Here is a 26960-nt window from a genome sequence, read left to right as displayed (position 1 = left end):
GGAGCGTCATTGTACGAGCTTGCGCAAAACAGGGGCTGAGCTGGATCAAGCTAGCGAAGGGGGCAAAACATATAAATATCCGGTCAAATTTGAATAAATATAGAGAAAAAGCGCAAAAAATGGAGTCTGGCAGATCGTTGATCATTCCAACAGTAAACGTTCATATGAAAATGAGACCCGATAACTCACTGTTGAACAATGAAAATTTCAAAGAGACCCGACAGCACACAATTGCAAGCATGGGATATTGAAAATGTGATCCCATCCGCTGTCGGCAACGTCGGGTTGGTAAAATTACTACATTCACCCACAGTCGCTGAGCGCACCATTGAACCTTTCAATGGCGATATATTTAACCAAAAAAATCAAATTATACAGAACAACCACATCACCCCAACCAATTAACCCCTCCAATCCGACATTTTGTTATGCGAATGTAACCATGAAGACAAACCTGACCTGCGATTGACCTCGTCAGAAAATCCCATTAGTTTGGAGATTCGCCACGTCAGGCAGACGGAACCACAAGAGCCAATCGCAATTTATGCAGTCAGGTGATGACTGTGCGATGCAAGGCCGAGCAAGGGAGAAATGCAATGTCACTATATGATCCAAAGCTGGAGAGGGATAACTGTGGCTTCGGCCTGTTGGCCCACATGGAAGGGGAAGCCAGCCACAAGCTTGTTCGTCTCGCGATGTCAGCATTGGCTCGCATGCAGCACCGCGGCGGGATCTCCGCCGATGGCAAGACCGGCGATGGCTGCGGTCTGCTGCTGCAAAAACCCGACAGCTTCTATCGCGCGGTCGCCGAAGAGAAGGGATGGCACCTTGGCCGCAAGTACGCGGTCGGCATGCTGTTTCTCAACCCCGACCCCGTATTGGCGCAAGCCACTCGCGACATCATCGACGAAGAGCTGGAAAAAGAGACCCTGAGTCTGGTCGGCTGGCGCAAAGTACCCGTCGATACCAATGTGCTCGGTCCTATCGCCAAAGCCTCCCTGCCCAGTATTGAACAGGTCTTTGTCAACGCGCCCCCCGGCTGGGTTGAACAGGATCTGGAGCGCCGCCTCTATATCGTGCGCCGCCGTATCGAGAAGCGCATCAACGACGACTACTTCTATATCGTCAGCCTCTCCAACCTGGTCACTGTCTATAAAGGGCTGTGCATGCCGGTGGACTTGCCGCGTTTTTATCTGGATCTCGCCGACATCCGCATGCAGGCGGCCATCTGCGTGTTCCACCAGCGCTTCTCCACCAACACCAGCCCGCGCTGGCCGCTGGCCCAGCCGTTCCGCTATCTGGCCCACAACGGCGAGATCAACACCATCGCCGGCAACCGCCAGTGGGCCAAGGCACGCAGCTACAAGTTTGCGACGCCGCTCATTCCCGATTTGCAGGAAGCGGCCCCCTTCGTCAACACCACGGGGTCGGATTCCTCCAGCCTCGACAACATGCTGGACCTCTTCCTCGCCGGTGGTATGGACCTGTTCCGGGCCATGCGTCTGTTGATCCCGCCTGCATGGCAAAAGCACCCGAACATGGATGACGACCTGCGCGCCTTCTACGACTTCAACTCCATGCACATGGAGCCGTGGGATGGCCCTGCCGGTATCGTCATGACCGACGGTCGCTACGCCACCTGCGCGCTGGACAGAAACGGCCTGCGTCCGGCCCGCTACGTCATCACCAAGGACAAGTTCATAACCTTGGCCTCTGAGGTCGGCACCTGGGACTACACCCCGGACGAAGTGCTGGAGAAGGGCCGGGTCGGCCCGGGCGAGCTGTTCGTGGTCGATACCAGCAACGGCAAGGTGTGGACCAGCTTCGAGATCGATGACGATCTCAAGAACCGCCACACCTACAAGCAGTGGATGGACAAGCACTGCACCAGACTGGTGCCATTCGAGCAGATGGACGACAGCCAGACCGGCCGTCGCGAATTTGCCGACGATCAGCTGAAAACCTATCAGAAGCTGTTTGGCTACTCCTTCGAGGAGCTGGATCAGATCATCCGGGTACTGGGTGAGAACGGTCAGGAAGCGGTAGGCTCCATGGGGGATGATACCCCGATGGCGGTGCTCTCCTCCGGCCCGCGCACCCTCTATGACTACTTCCGCCAGATGTTTGCGCAGGTGACCAACCCGCCCATCGACCCGCTGCGGGAAAACCACGTGATGTCGCTGGCGACCTGTATCGGTCGCGAGCAGAACGTCTTCAACGAGACCTTCGGCCACGCCCACCGGGTGCTGTTTCAGTCACCGATCCTGCTCTACTCTGATTTCCACCAACTGCTGGCACTGGAGGGTGAGTACTACCGTCATCAGGTAATCAGCCTCAACTTCAAGCCAGAAGAGGGGCTGGAAGCGGCCATCGTGCGCATCTGCGACGAGGCCAAAACTGCTGCCAAGAGTGGCACCGTGCTGCTGGTGCTGTCGGATCGCGATATCAGCGCCGACACCCTGCCGATCCCGGCCGCCATGGCGGTGGGCGCGGTACAGCGCACCCTGGTAGACAACAACTTGCGCTGTGACGCCAACATTCTGGTGGAGACCGCAAGCTGCCGCGATCCGCACCACTTCTCGGTGCTGCTGGGCTTTGGCGCGACCGCCATCTACCCCTATCTGGCCTACGAAACCCTGGCTAAACAGGTTGAAGAGGGCGTGCTCACCATGTCCCTGCGCCAGGCCATGGTCAACTACCGCAACGGCATCAATAAAGGGCTCTACAAGGTGATGTCCAAGATGGGCATCAGCACGGTCGCCAGCTACCGCTGCTCCCAGCTGTTCGAAGCGGTGGGCCTGGCCAAGTCGGTGGTCGATACCTGCTTCCGCGGTGTGTCGAGCCGTATTCAAGGCGCCGACTTTGCCGACATCCAGCAGGATCAGCACAATCTGGCCCGTCAGGCCTGGCTGGTGCGCAAGCCCCTCGCCCACGGCGGCCTGCTCAAGTTCGTCCACGGCGGCGAGTACCACACCTACAACCCGGATGTGGTGCAGACCCTGCAAACAGCGGTGCGCTCCGGCAACTATGCCGACTACAAAGAGTACGCGCGTCTGGTGAACGAGCGCCCGGTCGCCACCCTGCGTGACCTGCTGGCCCTGAAGAAGGTCGACAATCCGGTCGCGCTGGATCAAGTGGAGCCGGCCGACAAGCTGTTCCCCCGCTTCGACTCCGCCGCCATGTCCATCGGCGCCCTCGGCCCTGAGGCCCACGAGGCACTGGCTGTCGCCATGAACCGCCTCGGCGGTCAGAGCAACTCCGGCGAAGGTGGCGAAGATCCCAAGCGTTTCGGTACCGAGAAGAACTCCCGCATCAAGCAGGTGGCTTCCGGTCGCTTTGGTGTCACCCCCCACTACCTGATGAACGCCGATGTGGTGCAGATCAAGGTGGCTCAGGGCGCCAAGCCCGGCGAAGGTGGCCAGCTGCCCGGTGACAAGGTCACCGCCCAGATCGCCAAGCTGCGCTATTCCGTGCCCGGCGTGACCCTGATCTCACCGCCGCCGCACCACGACATCTACTCCATCGAGGATCTGGCCCAGCTCATCTTCGACATCAAGCAGATCAACCCGAGCTGTCTGGTGTCGGTGAAGCTGGTCTCAGAACCCGGCGTGGGCACCATCGCCTGCGGCGTGGCCAAGGCCTATGCCGACTTCATCACCATCTCCGGTTATGACGGCGGCACCGGCGCAAGCCCCCTCACCTCGGTCAAATATGCCGGTTCCCCGTGGGAGCTGGGTCTGGCCGAAACCCAACAGGCGCTGGTCGCCAACGGCCTGCGCCACAAGGTGCGGCTGCAGGTGGATGGCGGTCTCAAAACGGGTCTCGACATCATCAAGGCGGCTATCCTCGGCGCCGAGAGCTTCGGTTTTGGCACCGGCCCCATGGTGGCGCTCGGTTGCAAATACCTGCGTATTTGCCACCTGAACAACTGCGCCACCGGCGTTGCCACTCAGGATGAGAAGCTGCGTCGCGAACACTTCACCGGCTTGCCGGAGATGGTGATGAACTACTTCAAGTTCATCGCCGAAGAGACCCGCGAGCTGATGGCCCAGCTGGGCGTCACCCAATTGACCGACCTCATCGGCCGCACCGATCTGCTGGAAGCCCTGCCCGGCCTCACCGCCCGTCAGGCCAAGCTGGATCTCTCCGGTATTATGGCAAGACCCATCGCACCGGCAGGCTCCAGCCTGTTCAGCCAGCAGCACAACCCCACCTTCGACAAGGGGCCGCTCAACCTGCAAATGGTCGCGGATCTGCTGGAAGCGGTAGAAACCTCAAGCGGTGGCGAGTTCCGCTACGACATCCGCAACACCGACCGCTCGGTGGGTGCGCGCCTCTCCGGCGAGATCGTCAAACGCCACGGCAACCAGGGGATGGCGGCGGATCCGGTCAAGGTGCACTTCAACGGCACCGCAGGCCAGAGCTTCGGCGTCTGGAACGCGGGTGGCCTCGAGATGATCCTCACCGGTGACGCCAACGACTACGTGGGCAAGGGGATGACCGGCGGCAAGCTGGTGATCAAGCCCCATGTCGGCGTGGCGTTCAAATCCAACGAAGCGGCCATCATCGGCAACACCTGCCTCTACGGTGCCACCGGCGGCAAACTCTACGCCGCAGGCACCGCTGGCGAGCGTTTCGCAGTGCGCAACTCTGGCGCGCTGGCAGTGGTCGAGGGGATTGGCGACAACGGCTGTGAATACATGACCGGTGGCATCGTCACCGTGCTCGGTCAGACCGGCGTCAACTTCGCGGCGGGCATGACCGGCGGCTTTGCCTACGTGCTCGACGAGTGCGGCAACTTTGCCAAGCGCACCAACCCCGAGCTGGTGGAACTGCTGGACGTGGCGGATCTCGCCATCCATCAGGAGCACCTGCGCGGCATCATCACGGCGCACCTCAATGAGACCGGCAGCTCGCGCGCCGAGGAGATCCTGGCCAACTTCGACTCCTATGTGCCCAAGTTCAGGCTGATCAAACCCAAGTCCAGCGACGTGAAATCGCTGCTGGGTCACACCAGCCGTTCCAGTGCAGAACTCAGAATCCAGGCGCAATAAGGAGGGAACCCTATGAGCCAGAACGTATTTCAGTTTATCGATGTCCAGCGGGTCGACCCGCCTAAGAAGCCGCTCAAGATCCGCAAAATCCAGTTTGTGGAGATCTACGAGTCCTTCAATCAGCCGCAGGTACAGATGCAGGCGGATCGCTGCCTCGAGTGCGGCAACCCCTACTGCGAGTGGAAGTGTCCGGTCCACAACTACATCCCCAACTGGCTGAAACTGGCCAAAGAGGGACGCATTCTGGAGGCGGTAGAGCTCTCCCACCAGACCAACAGCCTGCCGGAGGTGTGTGGTCGGGTCTGCCCGCAGGATCGCCTGTGCGAGGGCTCCTGCACCCTCAACGACCGCTTCGGTGCGGTGACCATCGGCAACATCGAAAAATACATCACCGACAAGGCGTTCGAGATGGGCTGGAAGCCCGATCTCTCGAACGTGGTCAAGACCGGCAAGCGGGTCGCCGTCATCGGCGCGGGCCCGGCGGGTCTCGCCTGTGCCGATGTGCTGGCACGCAACGGCGTCACACCGGTGGTGTTTGACAAATATCCGGAGATCGGCGGCCTGCTCACCTTCGGCATCCCCTCCTTCAAGCTGGAAAAAGAGGTGATGCAGCGTCGCCGCGAGATCTTCCAGGGGATGGGCGTGGAGTTTCGGCTCGAGACCGAAGTGGGCAAGGACATCACCTTCGCCGATCTGCTCGGCGAGTTCGATGCGGTCTTCCTCGGGGTCGGCACCTACAAGTACATGAAGGGCGGCTTTGCCAACGAAGAGGCGCCGGGAGTCTATGACGCCCTGCCCTACCTCATCGCCAACGCCAACCGCTTGCTGGGTTTCGAGAAGGCGCAAGCCGACTATATCGACTTCGCTGGCAAGCAGGTGGTGGTTCTCGGCGGTGGCGATACCGCCATGGACTGCGTGCGTACCGCCATCCGCCAGGGAGCCGCCAAGGTGATCTGCGCCTATCGCCGCGACGAGGAGAACATGCCGGGCTCCAAGCGGGAGGTGAAAAATGCCCGCGAAGAGGGGGTTGAATTCATGTTCAACCTGCAACCGGTGGCGGTCGAGCTGGATGCCAGTGGTCGCACCGTCGGCATCAAGGTGGTGAGCACCGAGCTGGGTGAACCCGATGCCAATGGCCGCCGCAATCCGGTGGTTATCGAGGGCTCAGAACAGGTGCTGGCCGCCGATGCGGTGGTGATGGCGTTTGGCTTCCAGCCCAACCCCCAGCCCTGGATGGCGGAGTTCGGCATCGAGCTCGACAACCGGGATCGCATCAAGGCGCGTGAGCAGGCGGAATATGCCTTCCAGACCAGCAATCCCAAGGTGTTCGCCGGTGGCGATGCGGTACGCGGCTCCGATCTGGTGGTGACCGCCATCTATGAGGGGCGCAAGGCAGCCGAAGGGATCATGGATTACCTCGCTGTCTAACCTGCTATTCCTCAGTCAACGCAAAACAGAGCCCCGCCAGTGCGGGGCTCTTCTTTTCAAACTCGGAATTTAAGGCTCGGAATACTCGCTGGCAGCGTGTCACTTATCGCCCATCAACCTCGTCTGGGGAGCAACTAGATGCTCCAGCTCTCCGGCAACCGCTCGGTGAGGGTAGAGATGTACTCGAAGGTACGCGCCCGCTTGGGGGTAGTGAACATCTGGCGTGCGCTACCTGCTTCCACTACCTCACCCGCCTCCAGAAAGATCACCTGCTGCGCTATCTGGGCTGCCAGCCGCAAATCGTGGGTGGCAATCAGCATGGTGGTTCCCTCCCGGGCCAGCTGGCGCAGTACGGTCACCACCTCCTGAGCAAGCTCGGGATCCAGTGCCGAGGTGGGTTCGTCACAGAGCAGCACCTTGGGCGCTGGCGCCAGCGCCCTCGCAATGGCAACCCGCTGCTGCTGACCACCGGACAAGGTGGCAGGCACCGCCTCGGCCTTGTGCCTGAGCCCCACCTTGTCGAGCAGTTGCAAGCCGCGCGCCTGCGCTTTAGCCCTTGGCCACTTCAACACGGTTACCAGCCCCTCTATGACGTTTTCCAGTACCGTCATGTGCGGAAACAGCTGGAAATTCTGGAACACCATGCCGGTCTGCTGGCGCAATGCCAGCACGCTCTGGCGGGGTAGATGATGAGAAAAATCGAGTTCGCTTCCCCCCAGCACCAATTGCCCTGCATCCGGCCGCTCCAGCACATTGACGCAGCGCAACAGGGTGCTCTTGCCACTGCCTGAGGGGCCAATCAGGGCGGTCACACTACCCGCCACCATGGCAAGATCGATCCCCTTGAGCACCCGCTGCCCGCCAAACTGCTTCTCGATACCACGCAACAGGATCATAGGGCGGCCCCCCGGGTCTCTTTGTGGGTCAACTTGCGCTCCAGCCGGTCTTGCAAGGTGGAGAGCACCGAGCTGAACAGCAGGTAGATGATGGCCGTCTCTATGTAAAGGATCAGCGGCTCATAAGTGACGGAGGCGAGCCGCTGGGCAGCCTGAAACAGCTCGGGCACGGTCACTGCTGCCGCCAGCGAGGTGTCCTTCACCAGCGAAATAAAGGTGTTGGAAAGCGGTGGCACCGCAATGCGCGCCGCCTGCGGCAGGATCACCCGCCACATCACCAGGGGCCAGTTCATGCCAATCGAATAGGCCGCTTCCCACTGCCCTTTCGGGATCGCAGCCAGAGTGGCGCTGATGATCTCCGAGCTGTAGGCGCCGATGTTGAGGGTGAACCCGATCACCGCGGCGGTGAAGGCATCCAGCACAATGCCGGCACTCGGCAAGCCATAAAAAATCAGAAAGAGCTGCACCAGCAGCGGCGTGCCACGAATAAGCCAGACATAAAAACGAACCAGTGCCACCAATGGTGTCGGGCCATATAATCTGGCCAGCGCCACCAGCAAGCCGAGCAATATTCCCAAGACAAAGGTGATCAGGGTCAGTGGCACGGTAAAAATAAGCCCCGCGCTAAGCAGGGGCCAAAAAGAGTCGATCATTAACTGCAACCAGGCTGGCACGTTTATTACCTCGCTAGTTATTATTTTTCGGCAATATTATTGCGAGACATCAGTACCAAAATATTTAAGAGATATTTTCTGGTAGCTGCCATCCTGTTTGGCAGTGCGCAGTGCCTGATTGATGGCGGCCAGCAATTCCGGCTGTCCCTTGGCGAGCAACACTGCCGATTGATCCCCCTTCGCCTCGGTCGCCGCCACCCTCAATTTGGCATCCGGTTTCTGTTTCTTGAAGTCGAGGAAAGAGAGGCTGTCGTTGATGGTGGCATCCACTCGCCCGGTCAGCACCAGCTGCAGTGACTGGTTGAAGCCCTCGGTGGCGACCACCTCGGCGCCCGATGATTTCGCCAGCTGAGCAAAGTTGCTGGTGAGCGACTGGGATGATTTTTTACCCTTCAGATCCGCAAAGCTGTTGATGCTGTGATTATCGCTGTGCACCACGATCACCGCTTTGGAGGTGATGTAGGGATCTGAAAAATCATACTTTTTCAGCCGCTCCGGGGTGATGGCTACTTCGTTGAGCACCAGATCGTAGCGCTTGGCATCCACCCCGGCGATGAGGCCATCCCACTTGCCTTCGACAAACTCCGGCTTCACCCCAAGGCCTTTTGCAATCAGCTCACCAATCTCCACATCAAAGCCGACCAGCTTGCCGCTCTTGTCGTGATAGGTGAACGGAGGATAGGCACCTTCAGTGCCGATTTTGATCGCACCGGCACTCTGGATAGCGGCGAGGCTGGACTGGGCTTGCGCCGATGTCATCAAAGCCAGTGGAAGAGCTGCCAGTAAAAACAGGGAGTGCAGTTTTTTCATTATTCACCTCGTTATATTTGTAAACATCCAGCACGCTTGCCAACGATAATCCGGATTACCATGCAATTATTATTTTGAATCCTGCTGCTGCCAGCACCATTTAATCGGGTCACGCCACATATACGATGACTGCCAATTAACGATTGCACTTGGCGGCACCAGCAAAACATAACGCGGTGGTTCCCGTTGCCAAACCATGAAATATGAGGATGTTTAGTGAAATAATGAATAACGGAAAAGCAGTCCCGCATTCGCTACTGATTGCGGGGCACACTGTTTATTCATGATAAAAAAACACACTGCCAGCCCGATACCAAATCCAGGCCATCACCTGATCACAAACACACCACCAGCCACTCCCCCTTGCCGACCGGCACCAGCGAGGTGGCAAAGGCTGGGTCCTGCCCGACCTCGTCCATCCACTCCGCCATCTCGCTGCGATGGGAGATGGCGTTATCGACCACCAGCAAGCCACGGGGCGCCAGCAGGCGGCGGATCTGCGGCCACCATGCCCGGTAGTGCTGACGATCCGAATCGAGGAAGATGAGCTGATACCCGGCTTGCGGCAAGGTCGGTAGCAGCTCGCCCGCGTCCCCTGCCAGCAGGGTGATCCAGGGGCTCAGTCCTGCCCACTGAAAGTTGTCATGGGCCAACACGCGCTTATCCTCATCAAGCTCGATGGTGGTGACATGACCCTCCAGCCGGCGCACCGCCTCTGCCAGCCAAAGCGTGGAGTAACCATTTGAGGTGCCGATCTCCAGCACGGCCTGCGCCCTGCGGATGTGCACCAGCACTGACAGCAACTCCCCCGTGTCGCGGGTGATGTTGAGCAGCTTGCGGTGGCGTGCCTGCTGCATGCTGTCATTGCGCTCGCCAAGCTGCTCCAGCTGGCGTTTTAACTGCTCCAGTTCCATCGATATCCCTTTCGTCCTTGCCAGAAACCGCTCGAGCTATCCTCTTGGTTTGGCCTTTGGGAGTCAAATGATTGCTTTTAAACGCCATTCCGAGCGCAAAGGATGAGAAAATGACAACCATTTGAGGCAGAATTTGTGACGTCTATCTGTTACACTTCGCGCCCGCCATTTTCCGGCTCACTCTCTGACTTGATGTCAGGCGCAGCCGTCGGTGGTTACAACCTCCGTCTCGCTCATGCCGAGCTAACCAAGCCAAACACAGCCCAGCTGGAACACAGGAACCCATTATGAGATTTGAATCGTTCGATTTTGCCCCCGAGATTTTGCGTGCTGTCTCAGATTGCGGTTATCAGGAGATGACCCCTGTGCAGCAACAGGCGATCCCGGCCATTCGCCGTGGCCGCGATGTGCTGGCCAGCGCCCAGACCGGTACCGGCAAGACCGCTGCCTTCGCCCTGCCCATTGTGCAGCGTCTGGTAGACAATCCGGCCCCGGCCCAGCCTTCCAACGCCCGGGTGCTGATCCTGACCCCGACCCGCGAGCTGGCGGCTCAGGTGGCGAGCAACATCAATGACTTCGCCAAGTATCTCGATATCACCACCATCACCATCGTCGGCGGTGGCAAGCAGGACGTGCAGGCCAGAAAGCTGAAAGCGGGCGCTCACATCATTGTGGCCACCCCGGGCCGTCTGCTGGAGCACCTCACCGCCTGCAACCTCAGCCTCTCCGGCGTCGAGTGTCTGGTGCTGGATGAAGCGGATCGCATCCTCGACATGGGCTTCAGTGCCGATGTGCAGAAGATCTTGCAAGCGGTCAACAAGACCCGTCAGAACCTGCTGTTCTCCGCGACCTTCTCCGATGCGGTGAAGAAGCTGGCCAACCTGATGCTGGACCGCCCGCAGATCGTCAGCGTCAACAAGCAGAACTCCACCGCCGACACCGTCAGCCACACCGTCTATCCGGTCGAGCAGAAGCGCAAGCGCGAGCTGCTCTCCGAGCTGATTGGCAAGCAGAACTGGCAGCAGGTGCTGGTGTTCGCCAGTACCCGCGAGAGCTGTGATGTGCTGGTCGAGGAGCTGAACCTCGACGGCATCAAATCCGCCGTGGTCCATGGCGAGAAGGCCCAGGGCAACCGTCGCCGTGCCCTGCGCGAATTCATGGAAGGCAAGGTACGGGTTCTGGTCGCCACCGAAGTGGCCGCCCGCGGTCTGGACATCCCGGATCTGGAATACGTGGTCAACTACGATCTGCCGTTCCTGGCGGAAGATTACGTGCACCGCATCGGCCGTACCGGTCGTGCCGGCAAGCGCGGCATGGCCATCTCCTTCGTCAGCCGTGAAGAGGAGCGCACCCTGCTGGAGATCGAGGCCCTGATCGGCCAGAAGATCCGCCGCATCATGGTGCCGGGCTACGAGGTGAGCAGCCGTGACGAGCTGATCAAACAGCTGCAGGAGCGTCGCCGTTTCGGCAAGCGCCCGCAGCGTGAAGATAACGCCGTGGCTCAGGTGATGGCCGAAGCCAAACTGCAGGGTCAGCGCCTCAAGCGTCTGGCCGCCGCCAAGAAGCCCCGTCAGCCGAAATAAGGCGGGCAGTTGCTCTATTGAACCGCAAAGGCGCCACTGGCGCCTTTGCTATCTCTGTCATCGGTGTTGACCTGTGGTGGTCAACTCAAGGATTGCTTATGACCTCTCCTACCTATAATCAGGCCCTGTTCGAGATGGCCACCCAGAGCCTGGCCGAACTGGCTCGCACCGCCGAACAAAAAGCGGGCAAGCGCACCCCGGCGCAAGAGAGCCACTTTCTCTGTACCTGGATGGCCGACTCCCTCAAGGAGAAACGCTTCTCCCGGCTGGTGATGGAAGATTTGAAAGATTGGGTACAGCTTGGCCGCACGCTGGGAGCGGGCGCCGATCTCAAGGGATTGCTGGAGCGCATCGCCTTCCAGTACCAGTGTGCCATGACCAATCCGCAGCAACTGGGAGCCAAGCTGGCGGCGCTGCTGGAAGAGCTGGCAGCGGCAGGCTGGCTGGTGCTGACCGAGAGCGAAGTGAACGCCAAGCTGCGCCTGCAATCGGGCGGTCAGCCGAATCTGGTGGTAAGCCATAGTGAATATGCAGGCCACATCGAGGCGGGTGAGCTTGTCAAACCCCTCACCCTCTATGTGCGCGGTGACGAGAAGGTATTGGCCGAAGCGGCCTTCAAGCACGGTCTGCTGCTGAGCCAGGGCAACAAGAAAACCACCCTGGTCAAACACCACAAGGCCTACCGGCTGATGCCAGATAACGCCCAACCGGCGCTGGCACTGCTGAGCGAGGCTCGCCAGAGCGCCTGATCCCGCCAGTGTGCAGCAATAAAAACGGCAGGCCCTTGTGCAGGGTCTGCCGTTTTTTATTGTTCGATCTTCGGTGATGAGGTCTGGTAGTCGCTTAGCGGATCTTGATGCCAATCTGGCCCGCGTCACACCACTCGAACATCACCTCCTCGCTCTTGCCACAGCAGCTACCGCCACAAACCCGGCTCTCGCGCTTGATGACCCGCCCCTTGCGCATCCAGACGCCGAGCATGGCCTCCACCGCATCTTCCGAGGTGTGGAAGTGGCGAGCCAGATCGCGCCGGCTCACCTTCTGCTGCGCGGCGAGGTAATCCCCCAGCTCGCGCAGGATCATAAGGTCACCACCTTGCGGGCGACGATGTCACCGTGACGGCGACCAGCCCACCAGAGCAGCACCAAAGAGAGGCCGTAGCTGACGATCCAGAACAGGCTCTGCTCCGGGTGAGCAGCAAAGGTGGCCACCTGATAGAATACGGTGGCGCACATAAAGGCCATGTAATTGCACCATACCGCCGTCATCAGCGCCCACTGGCGACCGGTTTCCCGCACCAGCGCGCCCATGGCAGCAGCACAAGGCATGTAGAGCAACACGAACAGCAAGTAGGAGAAGGCACCGGCCGCCCCGTCGAAGTGGGTCTGCATGTTGCCGTAGGTGGAGACATCGACCTCCTGCGCTTCGGCAGCTGCCTGCTGATCATCCAGCTCACCGACAGACAATCCCATGGGGTCGCTCGGGTTGATCTCCGCCAGATTGGCCGCCACGGCGTCGATCGCCTCGTGGAAACTGGCCACCAGCGAGAACTCGCTCTCCTCCTCTTCACCACCACCAGCACCGGCGTAGAGGCTGTTGAGGGTACCGACCACCGCCTCTTTGGCGAAGATACCGGTGACGATACCGACCGTGGCCTGCCAGTTGTCATCGCGCACACCGATGGGGTGCAGCACCGGCGTCACCGCCTGGCTTATCTTGCTCAGTACCGAGCCCTCTTGATCCTGATGGCCGAAGCTGCCATCGGTACCCAGCGAGTTGAGCACGCTCAGCACGGCGACTACCAGTACGATGGTTTTACCGGCGCCAAAGACGAAGGATTTCAGCTTCTGCCAGGTCTTGATGGCAACGTTGACCGGACGCGGCCACTCGTAATCCGGCATCTCCATCAGCATGGAGTCGCTCTTGCCCGGCAGCAGGGTGTTGCGCAGCAACAGGCCGGTGAGCACCGCCACCACAATACCGATGAGGTAGAGACCGAACACCAGGTTCTGACCGGATTCGGGGAAGAAGGCCACCGCAAACAGGGCGTAAACCGGCAGACGGGCACCACACGACATGAAAGGCGCCATGGCGGAGGTCATCAGCCGCTCCCGCTCGGAGTTGAGGGTACGGGTCGCCATCACCGAGGGGACGGTACAACCAAAGCCCATCAGCATTGGCACGAACGCCTTGCCCGGCAGACCGAGGCGGCGCATCAGGGCATCCACCACGAAGGCGGCGCGGGCCAGATAGCCGGAGCTCTCCAGCACCGCGAGGAACAGATAGAGGCAGCCAATCACCGGAATAAAGGTGGCCACGGTCTGCAAGCCGACGCCGAAACCATCAGCCAGAATGGCGCCCAGCCACTCGGGCGCATGGATCAGCCCCAGCAGGTGGTGCACCCCATCGACAAACAGGGCGCCGCCCATGATGTCGAAGAAGTCGATAAAGGCGCTGCCGACGTTGATGGCAAACAGGAACATCAGGTACATGACAAACAAAAAGAAGGGGATGCCAATCCAGCGATTGAGCAGCACCCGATCCAGCCATTCGCTCTGGGCCTCGGTGAGCTTGCCCTTCTGCTGGCGCGCCTGTTGTACCCACTGGTGGATATGACCGTAGCGGATATCCGCCAGTTGCAGATCGATATCCTGCCCCTGATGGGCGCGGGCGACCACATTGTGGGCGGCGGCCTGCTGACCGGGCAGCAGGGTCTCCTGCATCACCGGATCCTCTTCCAGCAGGCGCAGGGCGCGACCACGGGCAGTGAGGTGGTGCGGGGCGAGCAGGGTCTCCAGCTCCGCCAGATCGTTTTCAAGAGAGTGACCATAATCGAGCTGCAAGGCCGCTTGCGGCTGACCGATAAACTGCCGGATCTGCTGCTTGAAGGCGGCAACCTGCTTGCTGTTGTGGGCCGAGAGGGCCACCACCGGGCACCCGAGGGATTTGCCGAGCTTGCTCTCGTCGATGACGATGCGGCGCTTTTGCAGGATATCCAGCTTGTTGAGCACCACCACCATGGGCAGGCCCAGTTCACGCAGTTGTAGCGTAAGGTAGAGGGAGCGCTCCAGATTGGCGGCGTCGATGACGTTGAGCAGCAGGTCGGGCTGTTGGCCCTGGGCAAAGCGGCTGGCGATCTGCTCGTCCAGACTGCCATCCTGACTGGCCAGGCTATAGATGCCGGGCAAATCCATCAGCTTGAAGTGATGCTCACCCGCGCTGAACTCACCCATCTTCTTGTCGACGGTGACACCACTCCAGTTGCCCACTTGTTGGCGGGCGCCGGTCAGGGCGTTGAACAGTGAGGTCTTGCCGCTATTGGGGTTACCTACCGTTACCAGGGAGTAATTCATACCGGTTCGACCTCGATAGTGCTTTGACCAAGACGATTGTTTTGTGAGGTGTGTTTCATACCAGCTCGACCTCGATGTGCTGTGCCAGACTCTTTTGCATGGAGAGGCAGATCCCCTGGCACTGGATCTGGAGCGGGTCCCCCAAGGGGGCGGAGCGCAGATAGATGACTTCAGTCTGGGGCAGCAGGCCCATCACCATCAGCTTGCGACGCAGCGGCCGTGCCAACTGGTTCATATTCTTGATGCGAGCACTCTGTCCCGGCGACAACTGCGTGAGTACCATGACTGACTCCTGAAGTTAAACAATAATAATTCGCTTTTACTTGGGGCATTATAAGCTGTGTCTTCAACTTTTATTTGAGTAAAATCAAACTCCGCTTAGCTAACCGATAAAGTATTGCCATGAGTCACGACAACAACAGCCGCCTCGTTTACAGCACAGATGGCGGCATGATCAAGGAGCAGAGTGCTCCCCAATCCGCCTCCCCCTTCCCCACCGACGGCACCGTGCGCATTCGCCGCGAGACCAAGGGACGCAAGGGCGCCGGGGTGATCACCATTCATGGCGTACCCGCCGATCAGCAGAAAGCCATGGCGACCCTGCTCAAGAAAAAATGCGGCACCGGTGGCGGTATCAAGGAGGGGGTGATCGAGATCCAGGGGGATAAACGGGACCTGATCAAGGCCGAGCTGGAGAAGGCCGGTTTCAGCGTCAAGCTGGTGGGGGGCTGATCCCCTTGTCACCCATGCGGTTTTTCCCTAGAATGCCCGCTCCCATCGAGGGGGAGTAGTCTCGCACGCCGATTCCATCCTTTGCATGAATACCGGCCTGCGACCCTGATCAACATACTTGGTGCCAACTCACCATGGTCAGGGTGATCCATGCCAGTCATGGATTTGACAAGACCTTTGACGGGCCAGTGCCAATACCGGGGACGGATGGCGCAGGCTTGTCTTTGGTTTATAACAATTCCGTCCCCCGGTCATCTTTATGGAAGCCTTGTTAACCTCAACCCTCAGCGTTGCCATTGCCGAAATCGGCGATAAAACCCAGCTGTTGGCGTTGCTGCTCATCTGCCGTTTTCGCAAGCCCTGGCCCATCATCGCCGGCATGCTGGCGGCAACCCTGCTCAACCATGCGGGCGCCGCCTGGATTGGCGAGTTCATCAGCCGCTGGCTCGATCCCAAGATAATGACCTATCTGGTCGCCATCGCCTTTATCGCCATGGCTATCTGGATCCTGGTGCCGGACAAGATGGATGACGAGGAGAGCTCGCTGGATAAATACGGCCCCTTTATGGCCACCTTCGTGCTCTTCTTCATCGCCGAGATCGGGGACAAGACCCAGATCGCCACCGTGCTGCTGGCCGCCAAGTATGACTCGCTGGTGCAGGTCATCACCGGTACCACCCTCGGCATGATGCTGGCCAACGTGCCGGTGGTGCTGATCGGCAAGCTGGGGGCAGACAAGCTGCCGCTCAAGGGGATCCGCATCGCCTGCGCCATCCTCTTCGTCGGCCTCGGGGTGAGCACCCTAATCTTTGCCTGATCGCCTTTTCCGCTGACCAAGCCCTCCACTTCGGAGGGCTTTTTTGTTTGCTGCCTTATTTGTTGCTTTGTTTGCTGCTTTGTCTGTTGCGTAACCCGCTGTCGCAACCACCAGCCTTACAGCCAAGGGGCAGTGCACGGTTGCGGGTGCCTCATGCCATAATGGGGCAAACCTCGTGGAGTCCCCCCATGCACAACGTATCAAGAGAGACGCTACTCGAATGGATCAAACAAGGACGGCTGGCACCAGAGAAGCTGGCGGACGCCCTGACCCTCACCGATCTGCCCCCCCCTCCGGCGCGCTGGCAGTGGCTGTTTGACCGGCTGCTGCTTTGGCTCGGTGCCCTCTGCATCGGGGCCGGACTGGTCTTCTTCGTCGCCTTCAACTGGCAAGAGCTGGGCCGGGTCTCCCGCCTCGCCCTGCTGGAGGCGCCACTGCTCGCCATGCTGCTTCTGCTGTGGCGCAAACCGCTGGGGGATACTCCCCGTCAGGCGCTGCTGCTTGCTGTCGCCCTCAATATCGGCGCCCTGCTGGCGCTGGTGGGCCAGACCTACCAGACCGGTGCCGATCCCTGGCAGCTGTTCGCTACCTGGGCGCTGATGCTGGTGCCACTGGCGGTATTTGGCCAAAGCCCGCTGCTCTGGACCTTAAGCTGGTTGCTCGGCCAGCTGGCGCTGGTGCTCTACTGGCGGCTCGGCCTGTTCGCACTCTTCTTTACCTTCGATGAAGAGGGTCTGGGCTGGTGCCTTACCCTGCTCAACGCCGCCCTCTGGGGTCTGCTTCTGCTGGCACCGGCCCGCTGGCGCCTGATGCCAAGCTGGCTGGCGGGTCTGGCTGCTGGTCTGGGGGCCACCCTGCTCACCCTGCTGGCGCTGTTTGATGCCGCCTCACCGCTGGTGTGGCCGCTCTGGTTTGGCTGGCTCGCCGCGGCCTATGCCCTGTGGCACCACAGATTTATCGCCGGACTCGCCATGGGGTGCCTCAGTCTGATTGCCGTCATCCTCGCCACCCTTGGTAAATGGATGGAACCCGACATCAACGGCTTCTTGCTGCTGAGCCTGATCGCCATCGGTCTTTCTGTCACCGCCGCCCGCTGGCTGCAACAACAACGGAGGTCTCATGAGTGATCTGACCCTTTGGCAAGCGCTGCAACAGGCCAATCTGGTGGAAGGGGAGATGCCCCGTGACACCCAGCCCCACTGGTCGAGCCGTTTTATGCTGGGGCTGGTGGGCTGGATTGCCGCCCTGTTCCTGCTCTTTTTCCTGTTTCTCACCTTCGAGCAGCTGACCCGCGAGGCCAACAGCGCCCTGCTGCTGGGGGCCGTGCTGCTGGCGGGAGCCTACGCCCTCAATCGCAGCCAAAGCGGCGATCTCTGGGATCAGTTCGTGCTGGCACTCACCCTGGCGGCCGATGCCTGGCTGCTCTATGGCCTGCTCGATCAGCTGGATCTCCATCACGCCCTGCTCTGGTTCGGTCTGTGCCTGCTGTCGTTCGCCATCGCCGTGCTGTTCGATCACTGGCTGGTGCGGCTGTTTCACAGCGTGGCGGCAGCCCTGCTGCTCACCCTTGGTCTCGCCTGCCTCGGGCTGCAACTGCTGGCGCTGCCGCTGGTGATGGCGGCCATCACCTTCTGCTGGCTGCGGGCTGATAGTGATCCAGAGCGCCACCAGCTCTACCACTCCATCACCCTGGGGCTGGCCCTCTCGCTGCTGGTGCTGGGGCGTCTGCACCAGCCGCTGTGGGATAGCGGCAGCAGCATGCTGGACGAGCTGGGGCTGTCGCGCCTGCCGCTCTGGCTCAATCCATTGCTCTGCGCCGCCCTGTTGCTGGCGGTGATGGTGAAACTGAGGCTCCCCCTGCTGTTTGGCCTGCCACTGGTGCTGATCAGCGCCATCATCCCCGGCATGGGGGCGGGCGCACTGGTACTGACCCTCGGGTTTTATGCCGGTAGTCTGGGGCTGATGACCCTTTCAGCCCTGCTGCTGCTCGGTTATGGCTCCCTCTACTACTACGATCTGGGGCTCACCCTGATGACCAAATCCTGGCTGCTGCTGGGCTCCGGCATCCTGCTGCTGGGTGCCCGCCAGCTGCTCACCACCTTCGCGGCAAGGAGCGATTCATGAAACCCGTCACCCGACAGCTCGCCCTGTTGCTGAGCGGCCTGGCCATCGTGGCGGGCATCAATGCCACCGTCTGGCGCTATGAGCGCGCCATGAGCAGCGGCGAAGTGGTGCTGCTGCGACTCGCCCCGGTCGATCCCCGCTCCCTGATGCAGGGGGATTACATGCGGCTGAACTATGAGATTGCCCGCGAGCTGGCCAGCAGCGATGCCCGTGAAAAGGGCCGCGATACCCTGGTGATCCGCCTCGATGCCCATCAGGTGGCAACTCTGGTGGCCGCTGGCAAGCCGGAGCGGCTCGCCAGCGATGAGCGGCTATTGCAGGTGCATCAGAGCGAGCGGCAGTGGCAGATTGGCCCCGATGCCTACTTCTTTGAAGAGGGTACGGGGGATCAGTATCAAGCAGCCCGCTACGGCGAATTCCGGCTGCAAGCCGATGGCAAGACCCTGCTGGTGGGGCTGCGGGACGAGGCTTACCAGCCCATCGGGCAGACCCGCGCCCGCTGGTAATGGCAGTGAGTGGCTATTTACGCTGTTCATGGTCACACTCAATACAAGGTTGATCGCTAAGGATGTTCCCAATGAGGATATGGCTGATCTGTCATCTGTTGCTGCTCTGCTGGGCCTCGGCGGCCCGGGCTGATCTGGGCAAGCTCGAGTACCTCACCGAAGAGTACCCCCCCTACAACTTCAGCGATCCGCAGGGCCAGCCCACCGGCCTTGCGGTCGATCTGCTGCAGATGATCTGGCAACACAGCGGCGTGGCGCCCCAGCCGGTACGCATCCTGCCCTGGGCGCGCGGTTATTACTTGCTAACCCAGAAGCCCAACGTGGTGCTCTTCTCCACCGCCCGCACCCTGGCGCGGGAAGATCTCTTCAAGTGGGTGTGCCCCATCGGCTACTCGGAGTACATCCTGCTGGGCCGCAAGGCGCAAAACATCACTCTCGACTCGGTGGACCAGATGAGTCAGTACAAGATCAGCGCGGTGCGCTCGGACGCCGCCGAGCAACTACTGCTCAACAACGGCATGGATGACAACAACATCATCTCGGCCAACCGCCTGTCGCAGGGGTTGAAGATGCTGCTCTCCGGTCGCGCCGACCTGCTCGCCACCAGCAAGCTGGCGGGATATGACGCCATCCGCGAACTGAAGCTGAGCAGCGACGACTTCAACGTAGCCATGGTGCTGAGCGCCGAGCAGCTCTGCTACGCCTTCAGCCGTCAGGTACCCGACAGCGAGATCACCCTCTTTCAGCAGGCCTTGACCCGCGCTCTCGCCTCGGAAGAGTTTCGCAAATTGCAGGCCAAATACCTGCCGGTGCGCTGAGCACTCACTCACCCGATGGGCAGCAAGGCGCTGCCCATTTTATGAATGAAAGATGCAATAGAGGTGGCTAGCTATTCCCGCCGCGAGCAGTCAAACTGACCAACATCTTTGATTGGCAAGGATTTTCCCGTGCGAACATGGCACTTCTTTCACCTGCTGCTCCTGTGGACGACCTTCGCTCAGGCGGATCCGGGCAAGCTCGAATACCTCAGCGAAATCTCCCCCCCTTATAACTTCAGTGACGAACGGGGCCAGCCCACCGGTCTGTCGGTCGAGCTGCTGCAACTGATCTGGCAGGCGCGCGGCATGGCGCCCCAGCCAATCCGCATTCTGCCCTGGGCCCGTGGCTACAACCTGCTGCAACAAAAACCCAATGTGGTGCTGTTTGCCACCGCCCGCACCCCGCAGCGGGAGCCGCTCTTCAAGTGGGCCTGCCCCATCGATCACTCGGAGTTTGTGCTGCTGGAGCGCAAGGGTGACAACATCACCCTCGACTCGGCAGCGCAGCTTGGCCACTACAAGATCGGGGTGGTGCGCGCCACCGTCTCCAAGCAACTGCTGCTCGATCGCGATATCGATGAGCACCAACTGATGCAAGCCAACCGGCTCACCCAGGCGGCCAAAATGCTCATCTCCGGTCGCGCCGATCTGTTTGCAACCAACAAACTGGTGGGCTACCAGACCCTGCAGCAGCTCGGCTTCAAGCCGGATGACGTTCATATTGCCTTCGTGCTGGATGCCACACCGCTCTGCTACGCCTTCAGCCGTCAGGTGCCCGACAGCGAGGTCGCCCTCTTCCAGCAGGCGCTGACCCGGGTCGTCGCGTCAGCGGATTTCTCGGCCTTGCAAACCAAATACCTGTCGCTGCGCTAACGCCCTGATCGCCGCCGACAGATGGCGCGGGATGACAGCGAGCTCCTGCACTTTTATTACCAAACATGTCCTGTCGCCTTGGCGAAATCGGTCAGCTTGGTCACACTTGAGCATGATATTCCCTTGATCAGGATGGCAAAAATGAAAGCATGGATTGGATTGGCCGGGGCGCTGCTGGCCACCCTCGCACAGGCGAGTCCTGAGCTCGGCAAACTGCACTACCTCACCGAAGAGTACAAACCCTACAACTACGCCGATGCCAGCGGCACCCCTGCCGGCCTCGCGGTCGAGCTGCTGCAACTGGTGTGGCAGAAGACCAACACCCCGCCGCAGCCCATCACCATCATGCCCTGGGCGCGCGGTTACTACCTGCTGACCCAAAAGCCCAATGCGGTACTCTTCTCCACCGCTCGCACCCAGGCGCGGGATCCCCTGTTCAAGTGGGCCTGCCCCATCGGGTATGCCGAGATCGTGCTGGTGGGGCTGGCCGAGCGCAATATCACCATCACCAAGCTCGACGATGCCAAGGCGTTCAATATCGGGGCGGTGCGGGCCGATGTGGGGGAGCAACTGCTGCTCAACAACGGCTTTGACGAGACCAAACTGATGGCCGCCAACCGGCTGGCACAGGCGCTGAAGATGCTCACCTCCGGCCGGGTCGATCTGGTCTCCACCAACAAGACCACCATGGAGCAGCTGATCGTCGAGCAAAAACTCGACCCCGCCCGCTTCAAGGAGCAGTGGGTACTGAGCTCCGAGCAGTTCTGCTTTGCCTTCAGCCACCCGGTGAGCGATGCGCTTGTCAGAGAGTTCCAGACCGGCTTGACCCAGGTGCTGGCGAGCAGTGAATACCCGCTGCTGCACAGCAAATATTTCCCGGCGCCTGCGCCAGCCAACACTGAACAGGCCAAAACCGGGACAACCAACTAGCTCGCACAGCGCCAATACAGAGGGGCCCGATATGGGCCCCTCCGGTTTTGTGGCTCGCCACACTCAATCGCGCACGGCCTGTGCGTTGTTGTCGAGCACTCTCCTTGGGCTATTCACCTTGGGTTGACCACTTCTGGTTACTTGCACAGCCCTTTACGTTCAACCACGCACCAGCGCCGCAGCGGCCAGCTTGTGACGGGCGATAAGCCGTTCGATATCCAGCCCCTCGATGGCGCCATCCACCACCCGCCACTTGCCGCCCACCATCACCCGATCGGCCCGCTCGGCGCCGCACAAGATCAGCGCCGCGATGGGGTCGTGACTGCCGCTAAAGCGCAGATCATCGAGCTTGAACAGCGCCAGATCCGCCTGCTTGCCGGGCAGCAGCTCGCCGAGATCGCCGCGCCCCAGTAACTTGGCTGAGCCACGGGTCGCCCACTCCAACACCTTGCGCGGGGTGATGCGCTCGGCGCCGTAGCGCAGCCGCTGCAGATAGAGCGCCTGACGGGCCTCCTGCATCAGGTTCGAGGCATCGTTGGAGGCCGAACCATCCACGCCCAATCCTACCGGTGCTCCGGCCGCTTCGAGATCCAGCGTCGGGCAGATACCGGAGGCGAGCCGCATATTGGAGACCGGACAGTGGCACACCCCGGTGCCCGCCGCCCCCAGTCGCGCAATCTCGTCCGGATTGAAGTGGATACCGTGGGCCAGCCAGGTGCGATCCCCCAGCCAGCCCACCTTCTCCAGATAATCGACGGTGCGCAGACCAAAACGTTCGAGGCAGAACGCCTCTTCATCCAGCGTCTCCGCCAGATGGGTATGCAGCCGCACATCGAGCTCGGCGGCGAGCTTCGCGCTCTCCACCATGATCTCCTCGGTTACCGAGAAGGGGGAACAAGGGGCCAAGGCAATCTGGATCTGCGCCCCGGCGCCGCGCTGGTGGTACTGGCGCACCAGCCGCAAACTGTCATCGAGGATCTGCTGCTGCCCCTGCACCGTGTGGCGCGGCGGCAAGCCCCCCTCATCTTCGCCCAGACTCATGGAGCCGCGGGTCAGCATGGCGCGCATCCCCAGCTCACGCACCGTCTCGACCTGAATATCGATGGACTCCTCCATCCCGCGCGGGAAGAGGTAGTGGTGATCCGCAGCCGTGGTGCAGCCCGAGAGCAACAGCTCCGCCATCGCCACCTTGCTCGCCAGCGCCAACGCGTCCGGTGTCAATCTGGCCCACACCGGATAGAGGGTCTTGAGCCAGGGGAAGAGCGGCTGATTGACCACCGGCCCCCAGGCGCGGGTCAGGGTCTGGTAGAAGTGGTGGTGGGTATTGATAAGGCCCGGCAGCACCACATGGTCGCGTGCATCGAACAGCTGATCGCACGGCCGGGCTGGCTGCTGGCCCGCCGCCAGCACCTCGCTGATGAGATTATTTTCAATCACCAGCCCGCCGCGACCATCGACGGCCTCGGGGGTAAAGGTGGCAAGGGGGTTTTTAATCCAGATACGGGTAGCGGACATGGCCGGCGCCTCCATCAATCATACATAGGGGTGAGCCAGCTCAGTTATACCCTGTCTGCTGATCCAGAGGCGGCGCAGCGCCGCAGTGGCCCCAGTCTACCCGGCGATGGCAAAAAATCTGTGAGCCTCGTTTTAAATCAAGGTGATAGCCCCTCCCCTCGCGGGTTACCCCACCGCCCTGCCAGTACCCAGCCACGACAGCCATTGATTGAACACCCAGTCTGAAAAGTGTGCGCCAGCGCAAAAAAGCCTCTGGTCTCTGATAGTTGCGTGATGGCCGCCATAGTTAAGCGCTCAATGAATCCGTAAGATATCCAGCGGCGCCTGTTGGCCCCCTCTCGTGATCAATGGTCAACGGCGCAATCTGGTAGCGACAGTCAGGGGCGGTAGCAACTTTAGCGGAGACCAGCCGGTCTCCCGCCCCTGCGCCAGGGTGCGAGGGTTGCACCCTCGACGGCTTGCCCGTCAGCCACCGGGGCTATGCCCATGCCCCCATGCGCGGGGGACGCTTGGGGCAATGGGTAAGGTCGAATCGGGTCGAATTGGGTCGAGTATGGTCGATTAGCGAAGCGTAATCGTCCGCGGTAACCGTCCCCTCTCCCCCTGCGGGAGAGGGCTAGGGTGAGGGGTCACTAGCCTGATGGGCATGGCTTCGCCAGTAGGGTCGGTAGGGACGATTAACGCAGCGTAATCGTCCGCGATAACCGTCCCCTCTCCCCTTGCGGGAGAGGGCTAGGGTGAGGGGGACGGTAACGTCATTGCATAGCGGAATATCGCCCCCCTAATTGGCATGGCTTCGCCATGCAGGACACGAGGACTCCGTCCTCGACGGGGTTTCGCCGCCGCTGCGCGGCTTGGCGAGTGACTTTTCTTTGCGTGGCCAAAGAAAAGTCACCAATCGAGCGGCCACCCCCACTTGTTCGCCCTCCTGCGTCGGGTTCCCTCGGTTCACCCGTTTGTCCAACGGCACGCGCCGATGGGCCATCCCTGGCCCAGCGGCGCTCGCTCGGCGTCCTGCCTCGCGGCCTGGACAAACGGGCTCACCTCGGCGAACAACAGGGGGCAACCCCGAACCTTCAGCACCGAGGCAAGTTAAAAGTACCCTGTGATATTCGGGGCAACGATCTGGAGAGTTGTTATCTCTGATCCGGCCCCTCACCCACCCCATGGCGCGACCAGATTGCCGCACCAATGAAACAAGAATTATCAATGTAGTTTCATTGGTGAAAAAATCATTGTGAGCAGAGCAGCAAGCAGCAAGCAGCACATATCCATATCGGGAAACGGTTTTATATAGAAGGTCCGATAGTGAGTATTTCACCGTGTAATAAAGCCTTATTCTCGAACGTCCGATTACGCTTCGCTAATCGAACCTACGGCCCTTATATAAAATGTTTGAAGTGATATTCAATGGCAAAGTATAAATTCGCATTTAATTCAAAAAATGAAGTTGTCTCTGCAGATGATATTGCAAACAAACCTGTAGATGATGCTTACCATTGTCTTGGCTGTGGTAATGAATTGACAGCAAAAGTAAATGGCCAAGTAAAAAAACCTCACTTCGCACATAAAGTACAAATTGAATGCAGCGGGGAAAGCTATCTACATAATTTAGGTAAGCAAACTTTTTATCAAACCTATCTGCATTGTCTTGAAAGCAATGAACCATTCAATATAACGTTGACCTCTGCCAAAGTATGCCGAAAGTTTCGACCATTAATATTGACCGGCTGTGACTTGGGTGAGACAAAGAAAATCTTCGATCTCACAGACTACTTTCATAAAGTAGTGTTGGAGAAAAAAGATGGCAATTTCATTCCGGATTTAATGCTGGTTAGTATAAAAAATCCATCAGATAAGATTTATATAGAAATAGCAGTCACTCATTTCATGAGTGATGAAAAAGAGTTTTCAGGAAACAAAATCATTGAAATACCATTAGAATTTGAAGCTGATGTTTCTAAAATCTCAAAAGCACATTTAACCCCAGCAGATGCTATGTTTATTGGATTCAATCAATCAACAACAGCAATTGCGGAAAATGAATGTTCATGCTCAAATAAAAATTTCTATGGATTTTTTGTATTTTCATCAGGAAAATCTATTTTGCTATACAGAACATTATCAGCGCATTATTACTACATGAATCAGCACCATGACTCCTTAATTTATTCAAATATCATTTATGACCGTACTTTAAATATCAAGTCGCAACTTAGAACAACAAGTGACGAATTATTCAACTCTAGCGAAAACAGTGGCACACTATTTATTGAACAAGTTAGATTAGCTGCTAGCCGCGGGGTGAAAATAAGAAATTGCTTCCTGTGTAGCTATAAAGGTGAAAATTGGGATTACGATGGAAGCAATCCTATTTTTTGCAAAGGTAAAAAATTCAAATGCTCTTCAAGCCAAGCGGCTGAATGTGATTGGTACAAAGTGGATGCCAAATATAAAACAACTTTCTAGCTAAACCTTAACCACCTTTAATAAATCTCAATCGGATAAATAATCTCGAGGATACATAAATGTTTATTGAGTCAGTTAAAATTGAGAATTTCAAGGGGTTCCATGGTGACAATAATATTCTTCAACTAAAAATCCCTGATGGAGTTACAGAAGGAAGTGGGTTGAATATCTTTGTAGGTGAAAATAACTCTGGTAAGTCAACCGTCTTTGAGATTTTTGATTTTATAAAAGATGGTACAAAAAAAGACATAACTGACTTACTAAACAAATCTATACCTACTAATACAGCTTCAGTGCTATCCGTAGAAGTAACCTATACAGGGAATATCAGAAACGTTATCAATAATCATATTCAAGGCAATAAGGTAGGGACTTTTTTATCCAGTGTATATGATGAAAATGATCAAGAAAAGTTTAAAGTAAAACGAAGTGCAGATATTGATAATGAGGGAGATTTAAAAAAGATCTTATTTTGGAATGAGACTAATGGCACTCATAGCAACACAGCTGGAATAGATGCACCATTTAAGAAACTATATGATAACAACTTCATCTGGGCAGATACAAACCCGAGTGACGAATCTAAGTTTGGAGCATCTACAATTTGTGGTGCTTTATTGAAGGAAATAGCCTCTGGACATATATCCACAGCAGAGTACCAAGAGTTCACCGAAGTTTACAACAACATATTTAATAACCCAGCATCACAACTAAGAACACGATTGGCTCAAATTGAAAACAGTGTACAAGATGTTTTCTCTTCCCAATTTGGTCATGCAAACATCTCATTTACTTTTGATGAACCTCAGATCGATAGCTTTTTTAAAACCGCAGGGATACTTATTGATGATGGAGTATCTGTACCTATGGGAGAAAAAGGACATGGTATGCAACGGGCTGTCGCATTAGCTCTGCTCCAAGTCTATGCACATATAACCGCTACTGCATCTAACACTCCTATTTCAAAACCATTCTTTTTATTTATTGATGAGCCAGAGATCTGCTTACATCCATCAGGTCAAACAAAATTATTAGAAGCACTGATGGTGATATCTAAAGAGCGACAAGTTTTTATTACTACTCATTCTCCATTCATGCTCTCCTCACCAAAATTAAGAAATGCTGGGCTCTTTATTTTCAAAAAGACAAACAATATAAGTTCAGTCTCACGAGCAGACACATCTCCAATGTTTCCATGGAGCCCATCATGGGGAGAAATAAGCTATAGAGCATATAATCTACCAACTGTCGAACTGCATAATGAACTTTATGGCCATTTACAAGAGTTAAGCTCTTCAAATACAATTCGCTCATTTGAGCAATGGCTTTCCCAGAATGGCATCCAACGAAATAAACAATGGACTCAGGAACGACAAGGCGTTCCCCTCAGGGCGAGATCGTGAACATTTTGTTAAAAATTAAAAATAGTTTTTTGCCTACAAAACAAATACTTATAGGCCTGTG

General features: G+C 58.1%; 22 protein-coding genes. 14 read left to right on the top strand and 8 right to left on the bottom strand.

Going from position 1 to position 26960, the window contains the following annotated elements; translation table 11 throughout:
- Positions 1-596 precede the first annotated feature (596 nt).
- Positions 597-5054, top strand: a complete 4458-nt coding sequence (gene gltB, locus PG888_RS18350; RefSeq protein WP_182939394.1) for a glutamate synthase large subunit — start codon at positions 597-599, stop codon at positions 5052-5054.
- A gap of 12 nt (positions 5055-5066) precedes the next feature.
- Positions 5067-6482: an FAD-dependent oxidoreductase gene (locus tag PG888_RS18345; RefSeq protein WP_005346752.1), complete on the top strand. Its 1416-nt coding sequence runs from the start codon at positions 5067-5069 to the stop codon at positions 6480-6482.
- A gap of 134 nt (positions 6483-6616) precedes the next feature.
- On the opposite strand, the gene PG888_RS18340 is transcribed toward PG888_RS18345, so the two are convergent.
- The 4 genes from PG888_RS18340 to PG888_RS18325 form a co-directional block, all read right to left on the bottom strand.
- Entirely contained in the window at positions 6617-7378 is a 762-nt protein-coding gene (locus PG888_RS18340; RefSeq protein ID WP_182939393.1) for an amino acid ABC transporter ATP-binding protein, read from the bottom strand.
- Positions 7375-8031 carry an amino acid ABC transporter permease gene (locus PG888_RS18335; protein ID WP_182939392.1) on the bottom strand — a complete coding sequence of 219 codons (657 nt, stop codon included), beginning with the start codon at positions 8029-8031 and terminating at the stop codon, positions 7375-7377. The genes PG888_RS18340 and PG888_RS18335 overlap by 4 nt, the downstream gene beginning before the upstream one ends.
- A gap of 57 nt (positions 8032-8088) precedes the next feature.
- The gene (locus PG888_RS18330) at positions 8089-8862 is read right to left on the bottom strand and encodes an amino acid ABC transporter substrate-binding protein (protein ID WP_182939391.1); all 774 of its coding nucleotides are present in this window, start codon (positions 8860-8862) and stop codon (positions 8089-8091) included.
- 335 nt (positions 8863-9197) lie between these two features.
- Complete coding sequence (locus tag PG888_RS18325; RefSeq protein WP_182939390.1) at positions 9198-9776, bottom strand: O-methyltransferase; 579 nt, start codon at positions 9774-9776, stop codon at positions 9198-9200.
- 287 nt (positions 9777-10063) lie between these two features.
- On the opposite strand from PG888_RS18325, the gene PG888_RS18320 reads away from it, so the two are divergent.
- Together PG888_RS18320 and PG888_RS18315 are read left to right on the top strand one after the other, a co-directional pair.
- Complete coding sequence (locus PG888_RS18320) at positions 10064-11359, top strand: DEAD/DEAH box helicase (protein ID WP_162518058.1); 1296 nt, start codon at positions 10064-10066, stop codon at positions 11357-11359.
- Positions 11360-11457: 98 nt separating this feature from the next.
- Complete coding sequence (locus PG888_RS18315; protein WP_182939389.1) at positions 11458-12108, top strand: DUF2913 family protein; 651 nt, start codon at positions 11458-11460, stop codon at positions 12106-12108.
- A gap of 94 nt (positions 12109-12202) precedes the next feature.
- Here the strand turns inward: PG888_RS18315 and PG888_RS18310 are convergent, their stop codons facing one another.
- Genes PG888_RS18310 through PG888_RS18300 form a run of 3 tightly spaced genes read right to left on the bottom strand, consistent with a single transcriptional unit; the run spans position 12203 to position 14995 of the window.
- Positions 12203-12442 carry a FeoC-like transcriptional regulator gene (locus PG888_RS18310; protein ID WP_005350974.1) on the bottom strand — a complete coding sequence of 80 codons (240 nt, stop codon included), beginning with the start codon at positions 12440-12442 and terminating at the stop codon, positions 12203-12205.
- Positions 12439-14712, bottom strand: a complete 2274-nt coding sequence (gene feoB, locus PG888_RS18305; RefSeq protein WP_182939388.1) for a Fe(2+) transporter permease subunit FeoB — start codon at positions 14710-14712, stop codon at positions 12439-12441. The genes PG888_RS18310 and feoB overlap by 4 nt, the downstream gene beginning before the upstream one ends.
- Before the next feature lie 55 nt (positions 14713-14767).
- A complete protein-coding gene (locus PG888_RS18300; protein WP_042063457.1) occupies positions 14768-14995 on the bottom strand; it encodes a FeoA family protein in 228 nt (75 codons plus the stop codon).
- A gap of 119 nt (positions 14996-15114) precedes the next feature.
- Here PG888_RS18300 and PG888_RS18295 point away from each other — a divergent pair, with 119 nt between their 5' ends.
- The 8 genes from PG888_RS18295 (at position 15115) to PG888_RS18260 (ending at position 21512) form a co-directional block, all read left to right on the top strand.
- A complete protein-coding gene (locus PG888_RS18295) occupies positions 15115-15444 on the top strand; it encodes a translation initiation factor (protein ID WP_058053784.1) in 330 nt (109 codons plus the stop codon).
- Positions 15445-15703: 259 nt separating this feature from the next.
- Complete coding sequence (locus PG888_RS18290) at positions 15704-16261, top strand: TMEM165/GDT1 family protein (RefSeq protein WP_058053785.1); 558 nt, start codon at positions 15704-15706, stop codon at positions 16259-16261.
- Between the two features lie 188 nt (positions 16262-16449).
- On the top strand, positions 16450-17388 hold the full coding sequence (locus PG888_RS18285) for a DUF2157 domain-containing protein (RefSeq protein ID WP_270693967.1): 939 nt from the start codon (positions 16450-16452) through the stop codon (positions 17386-17388).
- A complete protein-coding gene (locus tag PG888_RS18280) occupies positions 17381-18385 on the top strand; it encodes a DUF4401 domain-containing protein (protein WP_270693966.1) in 1005 nt (334 codons plus the stop codon). The genes PG888_RS18285 and PG888_RS18280 overlap by 8 nt, the downstream gene beginning before the upstream one ends.
- Entirely contained in the window at positions 18382-18891 is a 510-nt protein-coding gene (locus tag PG888_RS18275) for a GDYXXLXY domain-containing protein (protein WP_270693965.1), read from the top strand. Before PG888_RS18280 ends, PG888_RS18275 begins: the two co-directional genes overlap by 4 nt.
- Positions 18892-18962: 71 nt before the next feature.
- Positions 18963-19709, top strand: coding sequence for a substrate-binding periplasmic protein (locus PG888_RS18270; RefSeq protein ID WP_270693964.1), 747 nt, complete (start codon positions 18963-18965; stop codon positions 19707-19709).
- A 129-nt stretch (positions 19710-19838) separates the two neighbouring features.
- Positions 19839-20582 (top strand): substrate-binding periplasmic protein, encoded by a 744-nt coding sequence (locus PG888_RS18265; RefSeq protein ID WP_270693963.1) that lies wholly within the window; start codon positions 19839-19841, stop codon positions 20580-20582.
- A 141-nt stretch (positions 20583-20723) separates the two neighbouring features.
- Positions 20724-21512 carry a substrate-binding periplasmic protein gene (locus PG888_RS18260; protein ID WP_270693962.1) on the top strand — a complete coding sequence of 263 codons (789 nt, stop codon included), beginning with the start codon at positions 20724-20726 and terminating at the stop codon, positions 21510-21512.
- Positions 21513-21671: 159 nt separating this feature from the next.
- On the opposite strand, the gene PG888_RS18255 is transcribed toward PG888_RS18260, so the two are convergent.
- On the bottom strand, positions 21672-23027 hold the full coding sequence (locus PG888_RS18255) for an 8-oxoguanine deaminase (protein ID WP_270693961.1): 1356 nt from the start codon (positions 23025-23027) through the stop codon (positions 21672-21674).
- Positions 23028-24437: 1410 nt separating this feature from the next.
- On the opposite strand from PG888_RS18255, the gene PG888_RS18250 reads away from it, so the two are divergent.
- Complete coding sequence (locus PG888_RS18250; protein WP_270693960.1) at positions 24438-25496, top strand: competence protein CoiA family protein; 1059 nt, start codon at positions 24438-24440, stop codon at positions 25494-25496.
- A gap of 59 nt (positions 25497-25555) precedes the next feature.
- Positions 25556-26899: an ATP-dependent nuclease gene (locus PG888_RS18245; protein WP_270693958.1), complete on the top strand. Its 1344-nt coding sequence runs from the start codon at positions 25556-25558 to the stop codon at positions 26897-26899.
- Positions 26900-26960: the final 61 nt, after the last annotated feature.

Origin of the sequence: Aeromonas sp. QDB23 (assembly GCF_027707745.1) — a bacterium.
GTDB lineage: Bacteria > Pseudomonadota > Gammaproteobacteria > Enterobacterales > Aeromonadaceae > Aeromonas > Aeromonas allosaccharophila.
The sequence above is the reverse complement of the archived record's forward strand: the minus strand, read 5'-3'. Positions and strand labels throughout refer to the sequence as shown.